Here is a 16,506-nt window from a genome sequence, read left to right as displayed (position 1 = left end):
AATTTTTATTTATTAGCCAGCATATGAATGAAGACCTGCAATTACTAAGTTAACCGCTACAAGATTAAACATGATAATTACAAAGCCAATGACTGCAAGCCATGCTGATTTTTCACCATGCCAGCCTTTTGACAGACGGAGATGTAAAAAGGCGGCATAGAATAACCAAGTAATTAGAGCCCATACTTCCTTCGGGTCCCAGCCCCAGAATCTTGTCCATGCGACCTGCGCCCAAATCATTGCAAAAATGAGAGCACCCAGTGTAAATACAGGAAAACCGATTAATACAGAACGATAGCTAATTTCGTCAACAAAATCGAGCTTAATATTTCTTACAAACGGCTGAAGTGCTGCAGCAATCCGTTTTCGAAGCACTAAGCGAATGATACCGTAAAGAATCAGTCCCCCAACAAAGGACCACATAACCGTGTTCATTTTTTTAGCATTGATCATTGCCGGCATTTCTACAACTGGTTCAAAACCACTCTTTGTTACTAATTCTCCCTTATGAGGCCCAATAACAGCAGGCATTGTGTATTCAACTTGCACCTGATTTTTATTTTTATCAACCCAGTTGAATTTCTCATGATAACCGATTCCTGAAAAAACGGAAGAAACTAAAACAAATCCCAATGTGGTAACAAGCCCAAACATGACAATTTCAAGCCAAAAGGTTTGTTTACTAGATTTCGATTGATTAACCGCCTTTACAAGATAGATTAAACCTGCCGCAAAGCTAATGGCTAAGATCGCTTCACCAATTGCAGCTGTGGTCACATGGATATAGAGCCAATAACTTTGTAATGCTGGTATTAATGGCGTTATATCACGCGGAAACATACTTGCGTAAGCAATGACTAGAATAGCTACTGGCATGGTAAACAATCCAAGAAGGACGGCTCGGTAAATAAAAAAGATAACAATAAATGCCCCGACAAGAGCCATACCAAAAAAGGTTGTAAACTCAAACATATTACTTACTGGTGCATGTCCAGAAGCAATCCATCTTAGAATAAAGTAACCCAATTGAGAGATGAAACCAATAATCGTTAAAGTTACAGCAATTTTCCCCCACTTATTGGTTCCTTTTTTCTCATTTATATTTTTTTTCGCTTTAATCGCTCCCCCATAAAATAAGGTAGCAATTAAGTAAAGAATAAAAGCAATAAACAGCAAATTACTACTTAGTGATACCAACTATGCTTCCTCCTTCTCCGTCCTATCTTTTTGCAGCTGATCCTCAGGCATGGTAAAATGTGTATCCGCTAAAACCGTTTCCATTTCGCGTTTAAGACCGTACCAGTTTTTATTTGTATGGGCTGCAACCCATACCTCGCCATTTTTATGTTGAATCCAGATTCTACGATGATTCCAATAAGCGCCTTGGACAACCCCAATCATAAAAACAATACCGCCCAAGATAATGGCCCAAATCGTTAAATCCTTTCTAACTGTTAAACCGGAAACATTTTTTGTTTCGATGCCTCTAAATGTCATTTTATACTTATTATTACCAAAAGGCTCAATATTTTGTCGGATTGCAACAAAACTCGTTTCCCCTTTTGGTTTATCTGGTGTAATCATTCGAAACACAAATGCAGGATTGTTGGGAACTCTCGATTTCGTAGTAGGTTCCCCGCCTTTTTCAAACTCAAAATCGGGAAAATAGCTTAGAATTTTCACAGAATACCCATTACCAAGATCATAAACAGGCTTAGGATTATAAAGATTGATTTTTAAATCCCCATAGGATTTTCCGGTCGCTTTATTCGTCAATGCAAAAGACATAGACTGCAGTTCATCAAGCTTGTAATCGACCTGATAGACTGAATACCCGTTAAAGGATAATGGATCATTAACACGAATACCATAGTCTTTAACCTTTTTTAGCTTCGGCTTTTCACCCGGAATGTTTTCGCCGACTCTTTCGTAGAGAACAACATTAGATTGATAATTTTTAGCCACTTGGTTGACTCTATTAAGAGCCTGATTAAATTTTTTGTCTTTGTCCTTATCATATAGCTGTAAAATAAATTTTTCATTCTTCAGATAGTATTTACCATCTGTTTCAGGAATGACAGCTGTTTCTCCTTCGCGAATCCACAAGGATTTATCAATATACATTCCAGGAACAAAACGAAGCATTGCACCAATTAAAAAAATGATCAAACCTACATGGTTTACATATGGGCCCCAGCGGGAAAACCGTCCCTTTTCTGCTAACAAATCCCCATTTTCTTCACGAACATGATAGCGCTTCGCCTTTAAATGTTCTTTTACCTTTGTGAAATCATCTGTATTAATGGATGTATTGACTCCGAAAACACGTTGACGGTTTAAAAAACCTTCATGTCTTGTAACATTTTGAGCTTTTAAAGCTTTATATAAAGGCACAACCCTGTCAAGACTGCAAATAACCAAGGAAATCCCAATCATCGCAATCAATAATAAATACCACCATGAACCATATAAATCATTAAAGCCAAGCTGGTAATATAATTTCCCCATCCAGCCATATTCCTTCTGATAATACTCATCTGCCGGCATTATTTGCGGTATATACTCTTCCTGTGGAAAAATCGTCCCAACTGCAGAAGCAATTAAGGTAATGACAATAAGCCACACCCCTACCTTTACGGAAGAGAAAAAGTTCCATATTTTGTCAATAAAGGTTTTATTGTAGGTTTGCGAGCGGCGTGCACTTCCTTCATAGCGCATGTCAACTAATTGTTTTTCTTTCTCCTGTTCGTCCAATACCTTTCCGCACGCTTCACACAACACGGTTCCATGGGGATTCACATGTCCACATTCACATTTTACATCTTTCATGATAAAAACTCCCAACAACCTTAAGGTTTAATTTTCTCCATAAATTCCCTTACCCTGTCCTCCGTTAATTGACCAGTGAAATATTTTACTACATTTCCATCTTTATCAATTAAAAATGTCGCTGGAAGCGGATCAATACCATAGACGTTCATCACTTGTTTATCCTTATCAATGACGATAGGAAAATCAAGGCTATAGCGGTCCGCAAATTGGTTTACGGCAATATTCGACTCGTTAATATCAACCGCGAGAACCTGTACACCTTTGTCTTTAAATTGCTGGTATTGATTATTTATGTAAGGCATTTCTCTTTCACATGGTTTGCACCAGGTTCCCCAGAAATTTAGAAATACTCCCTGTCCTTTATAATCGGATAAACGATGTTTTTTCCCCTGCATATCGGTCAAAACAAAATCCGGTGCAGGTTTTCCAATTGCTACTTTTTGCTGATCGTCCTTGGTTAAATTTTGATATAGCGTATAAGCAACAGCTAACCCAAGAACAAGCAGTATAATGGTTCTCATCACTAAACGCCGTTTTTTCATTTATACCCCTCCAGAAACCCCTTTTGACGCAGTTTGTCTAAATTATATCATTTTCCAACACCGTGCTATTGTTAACAAAAACGAGCAAATGTGAAACTTCTATGAATTTTTTTTTGTAGATTCCATTGCAAGTGCCCTTAGCTGCTTAACTTCATGCGGAGTTAATTCTCTTGCATCACCTGCACTTAGTCCATTTAATGTTAGAAAGCCATAACGTTCACGTTTCAATTTTATTACCTCATGTCCAATTGCTTCGAACATTCTTTTAACTTGGCGGTTTCGGCCTTCATGGATAATAATTTCAACAATGGCTGTTTGTTTCTTTTTATCTAATGAAAGCATTTTCACCTTTGCAGGAGCGGTTTTCCCATCCTCGAGACGAATGCCCTTTTCTAATTTTCTTAAACTTTCTTTTTGTGGAATCCCTTTTACTTTTGCAACATAAACCTTTTCAATTTCATTCCTTGGATGCATCAATAAATTAGCAAATTCTCCATCATTCGTCATTAGTATAAGACCAGATGTATCATAATCTAGACGCCCTACAGGATAAATTCTCTCATTAAATTCTGAAAAAAAATCTGTAACCACTTTTCTTCCCTTATCATCACTAACGCTTGAGATCACACCGCGCGGTTTGTACAATAGAAAATAAACTGGCACTTCCCTTTCAATTGGTATTTCATTAACTTCTACTTTATCGTTTGCAGAGACCTTTAAACCAAGTTCGGTAACAATTTTACCATTTACCTTCACTTTTCCTTCTTTGATTAATTCTTCTGATTTCCTTCTTGAAGCAATACCTGCTGCGGCCATTACCTTTTGCAATCGTTCCATTTTATATTTCACCTCGGGGATTTTACTTTAAAACAATTAATAAGGAAGCAATTAGTTTTATTCCATCCTAATGAATTATGACATAACTTCGACATTTTTCAAAGCTAATGATATACCAAAATAAAGAAAGCAAGCCCCTCTCGCAGGAACTTGCTTTCTTTATTTTTATTTTATCCCTATTTTGCTCCAAAAATAAAAGCAACCACAATGATGGCAACAACAATTCCAACTACATCAGCTAAAAGGCCCACCTTTAAGGCATCCCCCATTTTTTTGATTCCAACCGCACCGAAATAGACGGTTAAAACATAAAAAGTAGTATCCGTGCTTCCCTGCAAGACGGATGCCAGCCTGCCAATAAAGGAATCAGGACCGTAGACTTTGATTAAATCACTTGTCATTCCCAGCGCCGCTGTTCCGGAAATGGGTCTGATAAACAATAAGGGAACAATCTCAGCAGGGATTCCGATTGCTTCCATTGCCGGTCGAATCCATTTCATTAAGGCATCCAGCGCACCTGATGCCCGGAATACCGTAATGGCAACGAGCATCCCAACGAGGAAAGGAATAATTGAAACCGCAATTTTGATTCCTTCCTTTCCCCCTTCTACAAAGCTTTCATAGGTAGGAACCTGTTTGAACGTTGCATAGAGTAAAATAAAACCTATTAAAATAGGAATAAAACCAAGAGAGATACCCGAGATCAGCTCCATGTCCTTTTCATCCTTTTCGGCTTCTTCGATAATAAAAATAACGGTCAATCAGGATTGCACCAAATGCTGATAAAATAGTGGCAATTAATGTTGGAACAACTATTTCTGTAGGGGATGCTGAGTTGTAGGTCATTCTGATGGCAATAACTGTAGTGGGTATAATCGTGATACTTGCTGTATTTATTGCTAAAAAGGTAACCATAGACCTGCTGGCTGAATTCTTGCCGCCATTTAATTTTTTAAGCTCCTCCATTGCTTTAATTCCAAGAGGAGTTGCCGCATTTCCCAGTCCAAACATATTGGAAATCATATTGGACAATATATACCCCATTGCCGGGTGATTAACTGGAACCTCGGGAAACAAGCGTTTTACCAACGGCTGGAATAACTTGGATAGTTTCTCAAGAAGCCCTGCTTCTTGAGCAATCCGCATCATTCCGAGCCAAAACACGAGGATACTAATTAAACCAATACAAAGAGTTACAGCATCTTGCGCACCTGAAAAGATCGCCTTATTTACATCCTCCATTTTCCCGTTGATCAATGCAAACACAATACCAATGATGGTCATACCAACCCATATATAGTTAACCATTTGTTTTCACACCAATAATCGAGAGAAAGATCTCTTTCACAAACTCGAATAATCCATCCTTATTAACCTTGATGCCCTTATAATAGATTGGTACTTCTTTCACAACCCTGCCATCCAAAAAAACCATCGCTTTACCGATTTTTCTGGTTTTCTTCGAATCCAACCATTTTTTAGATGGCTTGTTCAATTTATATTTAACACTAAATAAATCCATTTCTTCACTTGTAGCTGGATAGACAACTGAATTTTTTATATACAAATGGTTCTTATAGATTTTATTAGTAGAAATATCAAGCTTTCCTTTAGGGATAACCTCTGTCATATCAAAGCCTTTAAAACCACTTTCATACATGGCGATATGATCGTCCCAGTCATTTGAGTCATTCAATGTTACTGCAATGAGGTCCATATCTCCTTTAGTTGCTGATGTAACGAGCGTTCTTTTCGCGAGCTTTGTATACCCGGTTTTTCCGCCTGTGCAATATTTATATTTTGTTAACAAACGATTTTTATTTTTCCATACGCGGTCCCAATCTTCTGTTGGATTTGGCGCCCGATGTACCTTTGTACCGGAAATTTCTCTGAACTGTTTATTGTTCATTGCGTAGCGCATAAGCAACGCCATATCATAGGCAGATGAATAATGTTCCGGAGAATTATCGAGTCCATGTGGATTCGAAAAATGGGAATCAAACATGCCGATTTCTCTTGCTTTTTCGTTCATTAAGAGTGAAAAGCCTTCAACGCTCCCACCAACATTCTCTGCAATCGCTACAGCTGTGTCATTCCCGGACCTAAGCATTAAACCATAGACTAAATCCTTTAATTTTATTTTTTCGCCCGGTTTTAGGTAAACAGATGATCCTTCTGTCCTGACAGCCTGATCACTTATCTTCACGTATTTATTCATTTTTCCTGATTCAATCGCTAGAATCGCCGTCATAATCTTGGTTATACTGGCAATCCTTCTCTTTGTGTGTGCATCCTTTTCATAAAGGACTCGACCCGTTTTTTGTTCCATTAAAACCGCACTGGCAGCACCTACGGAAACGGAAGCATCCACCTTTTGAGGAATGTTAGCAATGAATAGTGTGACCACGAGAGAAAAAATAACTAGCTTCCATATCATTCTCATTAGATTTACCTCGTCCCCTTCTTTAATTTCTTTTACAATTTTATGCAGGACAAGGCTTGTTATGCATCAATGAGAAAAAAAACGAAAGCAATCGCTGGATATGCGATTGCTTCTATAAATTAAATTGCTGTCCATTTAATATCTGCCGCTTTTTCGAAGCGCATTCCTACGTCATGCCAGTTGACGATGTTCCACCAGTTTTCCACATACTCAGCACGCTTATTTTTATACTGGAGATAATAAGCATGCTCCCATACATCAAGAACGAGCAATGGAATGGTATTCCATTGAGTTAACAGCATGTGTCGCTCTGTTTGCAGTACTTCGAGATGCCTTGCCATCGGTGACCAAACGAGCAAGGCCCAACCTGATCCCTCAACCTGTTTTGCAGCCTCGCTAAAATGCTTCTGGAAGCTTGAAAAACTCCCAAAATAGTTCTCAATCTCGTCCTTTAGAGGTCCCTGTGGTGTGCCCCCACCATTTGGACTCATATTCTTCCAAAAAATCGTATGAAGATAATGCCCCGAACCATGAAAAGCTAGTTCTCTTGACCAATGCTTAATTAGAGAAAATTCATTACTTTCCCGTGCTTTTTTTAGGTTTAATTCAGCATTATTTAAGCCATTCACATATGATAGATGATGCTTTCCATGATGCAGCCTCATAATCTCTTCAGAAATGTATGGCTCAAGTGCATTATAGGGGTAGGACAGTTCCGGAAGTGAATGGCCTCCAGGAGCGAGTGACTTCTCTAATAACCAAATATTTCCAACATCCTGTTTTCTTTGAAAATAAATTTCCAATTGTTCATGAATGGACTCAGCCTTCGACTGCAAGCTAAGAAGTTCAGCATCCGATAACTCCCGATTTGTGTTCTCGATTAAATCACTAAAGTCATCAAGATTCTTCCATAAATCTGAATCTGCTTCAACCTTTTCCATTTCTAAAAAATCTCTCATTTGCTCATTCCATTCAAAGAGCTCATTTACATATTTTCTAAATTTGCTCATGGTCTCCCTCATTTCAAACAGATCATTTATAGAATCGAATCGAAGTCTATCTAAATGGTATGTTCCGAAACTCTTAATAATGCAAAAAAGGCTATTCCTAAATATAAGGAATAACCTTTTCTTTTATTTAGACTGGGCCATTTTTGTACGATAATCTGTTTCGTAAAATTCCAGCTCTTCTCGAATCCGTTGGAAATCACCTTCTAAACCTTTAATTAGATTTTGAATGGTTTCCGGTACGGGTTGATAATATTTAATTGAATTTTTTCCTGTATACGCAGATCTGCTGTCCTCATACCATGCATCGTTTTTTGGAGAAAAGAATTCTTCGATACATTGATGATAAATACGGTACAGTGTTTTTTCTGCTGCAGCCTTTTGAAACGGCTCACTTTGAAGGATTAACGCACATGTCTCGATGCTTTCCTCACTGTACACGAGCAGTTTCCGCATATTTGAAACAATTAATTTAAGGTAATTTCGTTTTTCCTCAGTTTCGGGATTAAATTGTGAAATCGTTGTTTCATTTAAGAAACCTTCCAGTGTCTGAATAGTCTCTTTTAAAAACCCCTTGACATCATTAAGTTGTGATTCTACTAAAGTATTCCCCATATTTACACCCCCGGATTTTGTCCAATCTAATATTATTTTGGCTGCATAATAAAGGCAAGCGGTGATTTTAATTCATAACTTTTGTTTTGTTTAAGAGATTGAAAAATTTCAGGCAGCTTATTAAAATCAATATCCTGGAAATAGGCTGCAAACTCATGCTTAGAATTAATGTATACACGTTTACGATGGCGCAGTCCTGGATTTTTAATTAGGCAAACAAGGGCAACAATTTCCTTGAATTCTACTTCATCAAAAATCGGGTCCTGTTGATAGGGAGTGAATTCATTGAACATTTCATCAAAGTACCTTAGATAGAGAACGTGTAGGGTTTTTTCCTCTCCCTCATCCACAAAAGTTACTTCACTTCTGTTAAAGAAATCTTCAGAGGTATTTGATTTTTCCTTTTCTAATTCATACCCGCCGGATTGATTAATTAGCACCTTAATCCCACTCCTAAACAATAAGAAATTAATGAAATTTGAAAGCTATTTCTATTTTAACATAAATATTCCTTTATGTTTCCTATTTATTCTATGATTCAAGTGTTTCTTGAAACTTCTCAAAAAATAAATCCGCTTCCTCTTGGACAAATTCTTCTTCTGCTTTTTCAGGCAGCTTTGGTAATTCCTTAAGACTCTTTAAACCAAAATAGTCGAGAAATTCCTTCGTTGTTCCATATAATATGGCTCTACCTGTACCTTCTGCACGTCCAACTTCTTTAATAAGTGCCTTTGAAACAAGAGTATGAAGCGGCCTCTCTGTTTTTACCCCCCGAATTTCCTCTATTTCAGCACGGGTTATCGGTTGTTTATAGGCAATAATTGCAAGTGTTTCTAATGCTGCCTGTGATAGCGCGGACGTATTTGGAGAGTCAACCAATTTTTTCAAATATAATGCATTTTCTTTCTTGGTAGCTAGCTGAAACGTCCCGGCAAGCTGTACAATCGTAACTCCTCTTTGTTCGTTACGCTCATATTCTTGGATCGACTCTTCTATTATTTCACCAGCCTTTTGCTCGTCTACCTCTAAAACCTCGGCAATTTGTTTTAATGTCAATCCTTCATCACCGGCTGCAAACAATAGACTTTCTAAAATACTGCTCCAATTAATGATTTCCAACCACTTCTCTTCCTTCCTTAATTGCCTCTACAAAAATATCACCAAAGTTTTCCTGTTGTTCAACATCAATTTCTTTTCTTTTAATCAGTTCTAAGATAGCCAAAAAAGTTACCACAACATGCTCTTTCTCCGGGTTGGGAAAGAGGTCATTAAAGTTTTTGCGCCCTTTTAAATGCTTTAACTCATCCATGATTTCGGACATTCTTTTCTCAATCGAAATTTCCTGACGTGTAATTTTTGTTGACATTGGACGCTGAAGCTTTTTTCTTCTTAGCAGTTTTTGAAACGCTGCCAGCATATCATAAAGCGAAACATTAAGCTCTGCTTTTTCCGGCTGTTTTTCTTTTGCAAAATCCGATAAATCACTAGGCGGCTTAGTATACATGAGGCCGCGTTCTTCTTCCATTGATTTTAAATCATTGGCTGCTTCTTTAAATTTTCGATATTCAATCAGCCGTTCAACAAGTTCGTCCCTTGGATCTTCTTCATCATAGTGTGCTTCGGTATCCATATCTTCCATTATCTCTTCATTTTTTGGTAAGAGCATCTTGCTCTTGATTGCCAACAATGTAGCAGCCATTACTAAAAATTCACTTGCTATATCAAGTTTCAGTTCCTTCATTGTATGAATATATATTAAGTACTGCTCTGTAATTTGGGCAACAGGGATATCATATATATCAATTTCGAGCCGATTTATTAAATGCAGTAATAAATCCAAGGGCCCTTCAAACGCATCAATTTTAACCTTGTATGGCATTGTTATTCACCAGTATTCCTGAAAAATTCGTCGGACTTTTTTCGACTATTATAAGTATAGAGGAATCAGTTTCGTTATCCAATAGAAAAATCCCCCTTCTAGAAGCGATATTAACCAAAACGTGATGATTGCCCAAACACTGGACAAATTCTCTACATATGATGTCATTGAACAAAGCAAATAACATTTAGGAGGTATTGAATATGGCTGACGGTTTTGGTGCAGGATTTGCGTTAATCGTAGTTCTATTCATTTTATTAATTATTGTTGGTGCTTCTTGGGTTTGGTAATGAATTAGAATAGCGGAAGCGCCCAGCCTGCCATTTGGCAGGCTTTTTTATTTTAACCCTATAAAGCTTCTATAAAGCAAGGATAACCTTAAATATGATAAACTAAAAAGACGAAAAAGGCTAAGGGGGATGAAAGTTGTATCCAAAAGAATTTATTGAATACATGGTTCATTTTCATGGTGACCGTGATTATTTTGAATGCCATGAAATTCTTGAAGAATATTGGAAAAGAAAAGACCCGGGGAATAAAGAATCCATTTGGGTTGGATTTATCCAACTGGCTGTAGCAAATTACCACCATCGACGGACCAATTTTATTGGAGCAAATCGAACTTTGGAAAAAGCCATTTCCATTTTTAAAAGCCAACCTGAAGCAGTTACCCAAGCGGGCTTGAAATATACCCTCTTAATTAAGGAATTGAATGACCGCTTATCAGAGATTGAAAAAAGAGCCCCCTATGTTAGCATGCTGCTTCCTATTCAGGATCCCATCTTGCTGAATCAATGTATACATCTATGTAGACAAAAAGGATTCAACTGGGGGAGACATAGTGATCTTACAAAAGCTTCATTGGTCCATCGACATAAATTGCGTGATCGAACAAGTGTAATTGCAGAAAGAGAACATGCAATTAAATTAAAGGCTGTGTTAAAGGACAATGTTGATTTTGAAAAACGTTAATTGGAGCGGAAATCAACAACCAAGTTTAACAGAGCTAAATTAAAAAAAGGCAACGATAAAATGTAATCGTTGCCTTTTTTTGATGATTTAACATATATCACATTTTTCAACAAAAGCTTGAGTTTGTTCATTAGAAGTAATGTTTTTTTCAGGGTACATTTCCTTGAGTGCTTTAACCATTTTTTTACCGACCCCTTGATAACGATGAGAAGGGTTCACAGAAATATGCTGTATCTCTAATTCATTCGATGTATCAAGATTAATTACCCCAAGAAGACCAATAATGTCTTCTTCCTTCCACAAAAACAACTGCCTAAATTCTTCTGTCTCATATTCCTTCATTGTTTGCTGGAGTTTTTTTAAGTCCTTTTCATTTGGCATAAAGGACAATAAACCCATCGCAATTTTTTCGAAAGCTTTTTTATACCGAATTAACATATTGATCCCTCATTATATTAAATAAACCCCGCAATTATGTTCTATCTCTACAAAAATTCACTAATTACAATTTATGTATTATATGTTTTAACAGCCCTGGTTGCGCTCTTGTCAATCATACAAAATAAATGCTTATTCATCAATCCCAAATATTAGGGATGTTTCGGACCAATAAAAACCCAATAAATAATCCCCCATATTATAGATAGGGCAATTAGGATACCAAACAATAGCCAATTACTTTTTTTCATTCAAGACTTCCTCCAAAAGATTGAAGATGCTTTCTACATTCTACACTATTTGACAAAAATAATCTATTTCTCTTTTGAACCGATAAAGGAATAAGCCGCCCGAAATGGGCAGCTTATCACTTGAGCGGCAAATCCAGTCTGATTAAATCTTCATAGGTTTCCCTTTTAACAACAAGTGCAGATTTGCCGTTTTCAACAAATACAACGGCCGGTCTTGGCAGACGGTTATAATTGTTTGACATAGAATAGCCGTAAGCACCTGTACAAAAAACTGCAAGGATGTCTTCATCCCCCTGTTTTGGAAGTGGTAAATCCCAGATGAGCATATCACCAGACTCACAGCATTTTCCAGCAATAGAAACGGTTTCATCCGCTTTCTCCAATGGTTTATTTGCCAGCACCGCTTCATACTTGGCTTGATAGAGTGCAGGTCGAATATTATCACTCATTCCCCCATCAACAGCCAAATATTTTCTAACTCCCGGAACTTCCTTTGAGGATCCGATTTTGTATAAAGTAATCCCAGAATCTCCTACAAGTGACCGACCCGGTTCAATCCATATTTCCGGCATTCTGAGCGAATAGCCGCTTACTAAGCTTTTTACTTCTTTAATAATTTCACTTACATATTGATAGGGAAGTAATGGTTCATCTTCCTTCGTATAGCGGATTCCGAAGCCTCCGCCTAAGTTCAGAACCTTTGCTTCGAAAGATAATTTGTTTTTCCACTCACTTAATTTTTCAATTAATTTTTCAGCTGCCAATAAAAATCCGGTTGTCTCGAAAATTTGTGAGCCAATATGACAATGGATTCCTAAAACATCAAAGTTTTTAAATTGAAGTGCTGCTGATAATGCCGCCTCTGCTTGCCCATTTTGGAGGTCAAACCCAAATTTAGAATCTTCCTGCCCTGTTAAAATATAATCGTGTGTGTGAGCTTCAATACCCGGGGTAACCCTTAATAAAATCTTGACCATCGTATTTTTCTCATTACAAATTAATTTCAAGAGATCCAACTCATAAAAATTATCGACGACTATGCAGCCTATCCTATTTTCCAAAGCCATTTCCAATTCTTCTCTACTTTTGTTGTTTCCGTGAAAATGAATTCGTTCAACCGGAAACCCGGCGGCTAAAGCTGTATACAATTCACCACCTGAGACAACATCAAGTGATAAACCTTCTTCCTCTGCAAGCTGAAGCATGGCAATCGTCGAAAAAGCCTTGCTGGCATAAGCAACCTGAGCTTGAACCTTTTGCTCCTCAAAGGCCTGCTTAAATCCCCTGGCTCTTTCTCTAATTAATGCTACATCATAAACATAAAGAGGGGTACCGTACTCTCTTGCCAAATCAATTGCATCGAGGCCGCCTATCTCTAAATTCCCCTTACTATTTATACCCGTAGAACCATAAAAATGCATTATCTCCCTCTCCCCGCAATGACTCAAATTCAAATGGCATCAATAAATAAATAGACAGGATCTGCAAAAGATACTGCCTATTTTTACAATTTTAAATTAAAATTACTTTAGCATAACAACGAAAAATCTGCAATTTTTTTTAATTTATACATTCCTTCACTCTGGGGGCTGGCGATACCTGTTGCGCGGATGAACAATACTTGGTCTAAGTAATGAACCTGGAACGGCCCTTCGTAAAATAATTTGTAAAAACCCTTTAGGTTCAAATGGCAGGAATGGCCAGAAATATGGTGTATTAAACGCACGCATTTTAACAAGGAAAAGAAATAAAAGTGTTGCACCAATAACAAACCCGGGTGTATGAAAGAAAGCAACCAGCAACAGTAGCGTAAGCCTACCAATTTTATTCGCAACGCTTAATTCATAACTAGGTGTCGTAAACGTGCCTATCCCTGAGACCGCTACATAAAGAATAACTTCCGGTACAAACAGACCGACACTAATTGCAATTTGTCCAATTAACACAGCTGCAATTAAACCCATTGCTGTTGATAGCGGTGTCGGAGTATGTATGGCAGCAATCTTTAAAAATTCAATCCCAAAATCCGCTAAAAATATTTGAATAATTACTGGAATATTGGTCTGATCATTGGGACCAATAAACGAAAGCTTTTCAGGCAATAATGATGGCTCCAGTACGAAAAGCAGCCATAAAGGCAGTAAGAAAATAGATGTCAGGACACCTAAGAACCTGGTCCACCTTAAAAAGGTACCCATAGCAGGAGATTCGCGAAATTCTTCAGCATGCTGCACATGATGAAAAAAAGTAGATGGCGTTATGATTACACTAGGTGATGTATCTACAATAATAATTACATGACCTTCTAATACATGTGCAGCAGCCACATCAGCCCTCTCAGTATACCGTACAAGTGGAAAAGGGTTCCACCCCTGCTTTAAGATAAACTCTTCAATCGTTTTATCAGCCATTGGGACTCCATCTACGTCAATCGACTTTAATTCTTTTCTAAGAATATTTAATAAATCAGAGTCTGCCACATCTTCTAAATAGCATAAAGAAACATCTGTTTTTGAACGTTTCCCAACCTTAATCATTTCATATCGAAGACGTTCGTCCCTTATTCTCCTTCTAATTAAAGCAGTATTAAGAATAATATTTTCGACAAAGCCATCCCGTGCTCCCCTTACAACCTTTTCTGTATCTGGCTCCTGCGGAGAGCGTCCAGGGTAACTTCTTACATCGACAACAAATCCGGTACTTTCCCCATCGATTACTACAACAATTAATCCAGAAAGGATATAGTCGACCATTTCGGTTAGTAATGTGATTGGTTGTACCGATTGGTTAACGAGTCTGTTTTCAATAATTTTAAAAAGATCTGTAGATAATTTTTCATGGTCATTAATTTCAACTAATTCTTCAACCAATTCAATCGCAAATCGGGTATCAACCAATCCACTTACAGAATATATGTGTACATCTTTTTTCAAAACCTTTAACTTTCGAATATTTAAATCGAAGCTTACTCCTAAACCAACCTTTTGTTTCATATAATGTTCAACTTCACTCACTGATTTCGGGATTGGCCATTGTTGCTCCGTACTATTTGTCATGAAAACCACTCCTTTCGAGAATAAGATCCACCGCTTTTTTCGTAATCGGTGAGCCGATCCTGTAGTCGTCCCGCCTTGCCATTTTTCCGATATCGCCGATTCCAACAATTAGCGGGACATCCAATTCGTCAAGACAGTAAACGGTATCTCCATTTATTCTGCCAATTTCAAGTTCCGGTATACCAAATTTATCTACTCCATAGGGAGTTATTTCACCATCGCGGTCAATACTTACATCAATCCTCGCCCATTCTTCATGTCTTGACTTTGCAGCTACTGCGATAATACCCAGTACCTCAATATCCTTATGTAATGCAACAAATTTCAGGGCATTTTCACCCGCACCCTCACCCACAATTCCACTATCATCAAACATCACCAACACCGGATCATTTGGAGCTTTTTTTATTAAATGGATAAGTTCAGGACCTTTTAATTTGGAAGGATTCCCATGAGACATAGAAATGCAGCGACCGCCCACTTCCTTAGCAACATGCTCGACAGCTCTTCTCGCATAATCATCTCCATCAGTAATTAAAATGACACGCCTCCGAATGCTCATGATTGTGATGTCCTTTCATGGCTAGATTCATGTTAATGATGAATAAAATAAACCCATTGAAATAGGGAGCCTGCAACTTTCCCAAGAACTATAGCCATTATTAAATAGATAATTTCTTCATCCAACCGGATTCTTTTTGCAAGAATTGGAAGCACATTTAATACTTCAGTTAATGCACCTGCAAGCATTCCCACATAGACTCCCTCAGTTAAACCAAGAGGAATCAAAAAATAAGCTGAAATTCCTAAAGTTGGATCTCTGAGACTTATAGCAACCCCTGCAAGGGCACCGATGACAACAGCCCATTCATATTGTTGTATCATTTTTTGTGTTTTTGATAATTGTGTTAATCTTGGAATAATCCCAAGTACAGTTAAAAAAGCTACAAAGCCAGAACCAACAGCCAATCCGCTTGCTAAACCAAAAAAGAGTATGGCTAAAATTTTAATTGTCATCAAGTTTCTTCATACTTTCTTTGTTTTCATGAATGACTAGGTAATTATCTAAATCCATTTGATAATTAAACATTTCGACTTCGAGTGGACTGGGCTCATCATTGATTCGCTTTTTAAACACATGATTAAAAAATAAAATCATCCCCAATCCTAAACCAATGGAATAAGGAATTTGAAATAACCATGGCTTTGCAACTTTTCTACCGGTAATAATGGTATAAATTTTTTCCTGAACACTTCTCATGCTGACATCATCATGAAAATTCATGATGGCCATAGCTGAACCAAAGAATAATAAAAACCAAATTAACAGAAATAAAGGAAGAGAAACTCCTTTTTTCTTTGTAATCACTTCGATAATCGTTTGTGCTGGTCCAACTGTTTGGACTTCCATTTCAGGAAATTTTGCCGTTATTTGAGTAATTACTTTCATTACATCAATAACGACGATATTCCGATCTTTATCAGATATTCGATGTATGACGGTATTTTCCAATTTAGTCATATCAGTTTCCGGGGCAATGATTTGAGCCACATCCTTCAGTATAATTACATCTTCCGGATTAGTTTTCACACGATTCCGCATGCGGATGTAGATTGTTTTTTCCAAAACATTC

Annotated in this window: 20 protein-coding genes; 2 read left to right on the top strand and 18 right to left on the bottom strand. The window is 37.5% G+C overall.

Features of this window, described 5'->3' with window-relative positions; genetic code table 11:
• Positions 1–12: 12 nt before the first annotated feature.
• The 12 genes from ccsB to ACFQZ9_RS19015 form a co-directional block, all read right to left on the bottom strand.
• On the bottom strand, positions 13–1,197 hold the full coding sequence (gene ccsB / locus ACFQZ9_RS19070; protein ID WP_498944930.1) for a cytochrome C assembly family protein: 1,185 nt from the start codon (positions 1,195–1,197) through the stop codon (positions 13–15).
• Positions 1,198–2,829, bottom strand: a complete 1,632-nt coding sequence (resB, locus tag ACFQZ9_RS19065; RefSeq protein WP_498944929.1) for a cytochrome c biogenesis protein ResB — start codon at positions 2,827–2,829, stop codon at positions 1,198–1,200. It lies immediately after the preceding gene.
• Between the two features lie 20 nt (positions 2,830–2,849).
• Positions 2,850–3,374 carry a thiol-disulfide oxidoreductase ResA gene (gene resA / locus ACFQZ9_RS19060; protein ID WP_198309071.1) on the bottom strand — a complete coding sequence of 175 codons (525 nt, stop codon included), beginning with the start codon at positions 3,372–3,374 and terminating at the stop codon, positions 2,850–2,852.
• A gap of 99 nt (positions 3,375–3,473) precedes the next feature.
• A complete protein-coding gene (rluB, locus tag ACFQZ9_RS19055; RefSeq protein WP_498944928.1) occupies positions 3,474–4,211 on the bottom strand; it encodes a 23S rRNA pseudouridine(2605) synthase RluB in 738 nt (245 codons plus the stop codon).
• A 176-nt stretch (positions 4,212–4,387) separates the two neighbouring features.
• Positions 4,388–4,924, bottom strand: coding sequence for a spore maturation protein (locus ACFQZ9_RS19050; RefSeq protein WP_198309556.1), 537 nt, complete (start codon positions 4,922–4,924; stop codon positions 4,388–4,390).
• 7 nt (positions 4,925–4,931) lie between these two features.
• Positions 4,932–5,519, bottom strand: a complete 588-nt coding sequence (locus ACFQZ9_RS19045) for a nucleoside recognition domain-containing protein (RefSeq protein ID WP_198309073.1) — start codon at positions 5,517–5,519, stop codon at positions 4,932–4,934.
• Positions 5,512–6,654 carry a D-alanyl-D-alanine carboxypeptidase family protein gene (locus ACFQZ9_RS19040; protein WP_198309074.1) on the bottom strand — a complete coding sequence of 381 codons (1,143 nt, stop codon included), beginning with the start codon at positions 6,652–6,654 and terminating at the stop codon, positions 5,512–5,514. The genes ACFQZ9_RS19045 and ACFQZ9_RS19040 overlap by 8 nt, the downstream gene beginning before the upstream one ends.
• Positions 6,655–6,773: 119 nt before the next feature.
• Positions 6,774–7,664 (bottom strand): superoxide dismutase, encoded by an 891-nt coding sequence (locus tag ACFQZ9_RS19035; protein WP_498944927.1) that lies wholly within the window; start codon positions 7,662–7,664, stop codon positions 6,774–6,776.
• Positions 7,665–7,787: 123 nt separating this feature from the next.
• Positions 7,788–8,276 (bottom strand): YpuI family protein, encoded by a 489-nt coding sequence (locus tag ACFQZ9_RS19030; RefSeq protein ID WP_498944926.1) that lies wholly within the window; start codon positions 8,274–8,276, stop codon positions 7,788–7,790.
• Positions 8,277–8,308: 32 nt separating this feature from the next.
• Positions 8,309–8,716, bottom strand: a complete 408-nt coding sequence (locus ACFQZ9_RS19025) for a hypothetical protein (RefSeq protein WP_498944925.1) — start codon at positions 8,714–8,716, stop codon at positions 8,309–8,311.
• Between the two features lie 91 nt (positions 8,717–8,807).
• Positions 8,808–9,395, bottom strand: a complete 588-nt coding sequence (gene scpB / locus ACFQZ9_RS19020; protein ID WP_198309078.1) for an SMC-Scp complex subunit ScpB — start codon at positions 9,393–9,395, stop codon at positions 8,808–8,810.
• Entirely contained in the window at positions 9,382–10,155 is a 774-nt protein-coding gene (locus ACFQZ9_RS19015) for a segregation/condensation protein A (RefSeq protein WP_498944924.1), read from the bottom strand. Before ACFQZ9_RS19015 ends, scpB begins: the two co-directional genes overlap by 14 nt.
• 203 nt (positions 10,156–10,358) lie before the next feature.
• Here ACFQZ9_RS19015 and ACFQZ9_RS19010 point away from each other — a divergent pair, with 203 nt between their 5' ends.
• Both ACFQZ9_RS19010 and ACFQZ9_RS19005 read left to right on the top strand, forming a co-directional pair.
• Complete coding sequence (locus ACFQZ9_RS19010) at positions 10,359–10,445, top strand: YjcZ family sporulation protein (RefSeq protein ID WP_035423899.1); 87 nt, start codon at positions 10,359–10,361, stop codon at positions 10,443–10,445.
• A 136-nt stretch (positions 10,446–10,581) separates the two neighbouring features.
• Positions 10,582–11,127 carry a DUF309 domain-containing protein gene (locus ACFQZ9_RS19005; RefSeq protein WP_498944923.1) on the top strand — a complete coding sequence of 182 codons (546 nt, stop codon included), beginning with the start codon at positions 10,582–10,584 and terminating at the stop codon, positions 11,125–11,127.
• Between the two features lie 87 nt (positions 11,128–11,214).
• On the opposite strand, the gene ACFQZ9_RS19000 is transcribed toward ACFQZ9_RS19005, so the two are convergent.
• From ACFQZ9_RS19000 to ACFQZ9_RS18975, 6 genes are all read right to left on the bottom strand, one after another.
• Positions 11,215–11,565 (bottom strand): GNAT family N-acetyltransferase, encoded by a 351-nt coding sequence (locus ACFQZ9_RS19000; RefSeq protein ID WP_198309081.1) that lies wholly within the window; start codon positions 11,563–11,565, stop codon positions 11,215–11,217.
• Between the two features lie 367 nt (positions 11,566–11,932).
• Entirely contained in the window at positions 11,933–13,237 is a 1,305-nt protein-coding gene (gene lysA / locus ACFQZ9_RS18995) for a diaminopimelate decarboxylase (protein WP_198309082.1), read from the bottom strand.
• A 156-nt stretch (positions 13,238–13,393) separates the two neighbouring features.
• A complete protein-coding gene (locus ACFQZ9_RS18990) occupies positions 13,394–14,872 on the bottom strand; it encodes a spore germination protein (protein ID WP_198309083.1) in 1,479 nt (492 codons plus the stop codon).
• A complete protein-coding gene (spoVAEA, locus tag ACFQZ9_RS18985; RefSeq protein ID WP_133335801.1) occupies positions 14,862–15,434 on the bottom strand; it encodes a stage V sporulation protein SpoVABEA in 573 nt (190 codons plus the stop codon). Before spoVAEA ends, ACFQZ9_RS18990 begins: the two co-directional genes overlap by 11 nt.
• A gap of 32 nt (positions 15,435–15,466) precedes the next feature.
• Positions 15,467–15,889 (bottom strand): stage V sporulation protein AB, encoded by a 423-nt coding sequence (locus ACFQZ9_RS18980; RefSeq protein ID WP_498944922.1) that lies wholly within the window; start codon positions 15,887–15,889, stop codon positions 15,467–15,469.
• Positions 15,879–16,499 (bottom strand): stage V sporulation protein AA, encoded by a 621-nt coding sequence (locus tag ACFQZ9_RS18975; RefSeq protein ID WP_498944921.1) that lies wholly within the window; start codon positions 16,497–16,499, stop codon positions 15,879–15,881. The genes ACFQZ9_RS18980 and ACFQZ9_RS18975 overlap by 11 nt, the downstream gene beginning before the upstream one ends.
• Between the last annotated feature and the right edge of the window lie 7 nt (positions 16,500–16,506).

Source organism: Neobacillus sp. GCM10027624 (assembly GCF_042675345.1).
Taxonomy (GTDB): Bacteria; Bacillota; Bacilli; order Bacillales; family Cytobacillaceae; genus Neobacillus; species Neobacillus cucumis_D.
Note: the sequence above shows the minus strand (reverse complement) of the source record. Positions and strands in the feature narration are given on the sequence as shown.

What these genes read in the sequence shown, in the direction of transcription:
- resB (WP_498944929.1), bottom strand. Translation starts at nt 2,829, where the DNA reads ATGAAAGATGTAAAATGTGAATGTGGACATGTGAATCCCCATGGAACC.
- resA (WP_198309071.1), bottom strand. Translation starts at nt 3,374, where the DNA reads ATGAAAAAACGGCGTTTAGTGATGAGAACCATTATACTGCTTGTTCTT.
- rluB (WP_498944928.1), bottom strand. Translation starts at nt 4,211, where the DNA reads ATGGAACGATTGCAAAAGGTAATGGCCGCAGCAGGTATTGCTTCAAGA.
- ACFQZ9_RS19050 (WP_198309556.1), bottom strand. Translation starts at nt 4,924, where the DNA reads ATGGAGCTGATCTCGGGTATCTCTCTTGGTTTTATTCCTATTTTAATA.
- ACFQZ9_RS19045 (WP_198309073.1), bottom strand. Translation starts at nt 5,519, where the DNA reads ATGGTTAACTATATATGGGTTGGTATGACCATCATTGGTATTGTGTTT.
- ACFQZ9_RS19040 (WP_198309074.1), bottom strand. Translation starts at nt 6,654, where the DNA reads ATGAGAATGATATGGAAGCTAGTTATTTTTTCTCTCGTGGTCACACTA.
- ACFQZ9_RS19035 (WP_498944927.1), bottom strand. Translation starts at nt 7,664, where the DNA reads ATGAGCAAATTTAGAAAATATGTAAATGAGCTCTTTGAATGGAATGAG.
- ACFQZ9_RS19030 (WP_498944926.1), bottom strand. Translation starts at nt 8,276, where the DNA reads ATGGGGAATACTTTAGTAGAATCACAACTTAATGATGTCAAGGGGTTT.
- ACFQZ9_RS19015 (WP_498944924.1), bottom strand. Translation starts at nt 10,155, where the DNA reads ATGCCATACAAGGTTAAAATTGATGCGTTTGAAGGGCCCTTGGATTTA.
- ACFQZ9_RS19010 (WP_035423899.1), top strand. Translation starts at nt 10,359, where the DNA reads ATGGCTGACGGTTTTGGTGCAGGATTTGCGTTAATCGTAGTTCTATTC.
- ACFQZ9_RS19000 (WP_198309081.1), bottom strand. Translation starts at nt 11,565, where the DNA reads ATGTTAATTCGGTATAAAAAAGCTTTCGAAAAAATTGCGATGGGTTTA.
- lysA (WP_198309082.1), bottom strand. Translation starts at nt 13,237, where the DNA reads ATGCATTTTTATGGTTCTACGGGTATAAATAGTAAGGGGAATTTAGAG.
- ACFQZ9_RS18990 (WP_198309083.1), bottom strand. Translation starts at nt 14,872, where the DNA reads ATGACAAATAGTACGGAGCAACAATGGCCAATCCCGAAATCAGTGAGT.
- spoVAEA (WP_133335801.1), bottom strand. Translation starts at nt 15,434, where the DNA reads ATGAGCATTCGGAGGCGTGTCATTTTAATTACTGATGGAGATGATTAT.
- ACFQZ9_RS18980 (WP_498944922.1), bottom strand. Translation starts at nt 15,889, where the DNA reads ATGACAATTAAAATTTTAGCCATACTCTTTTTTGGTTTAGCAAGCGGA.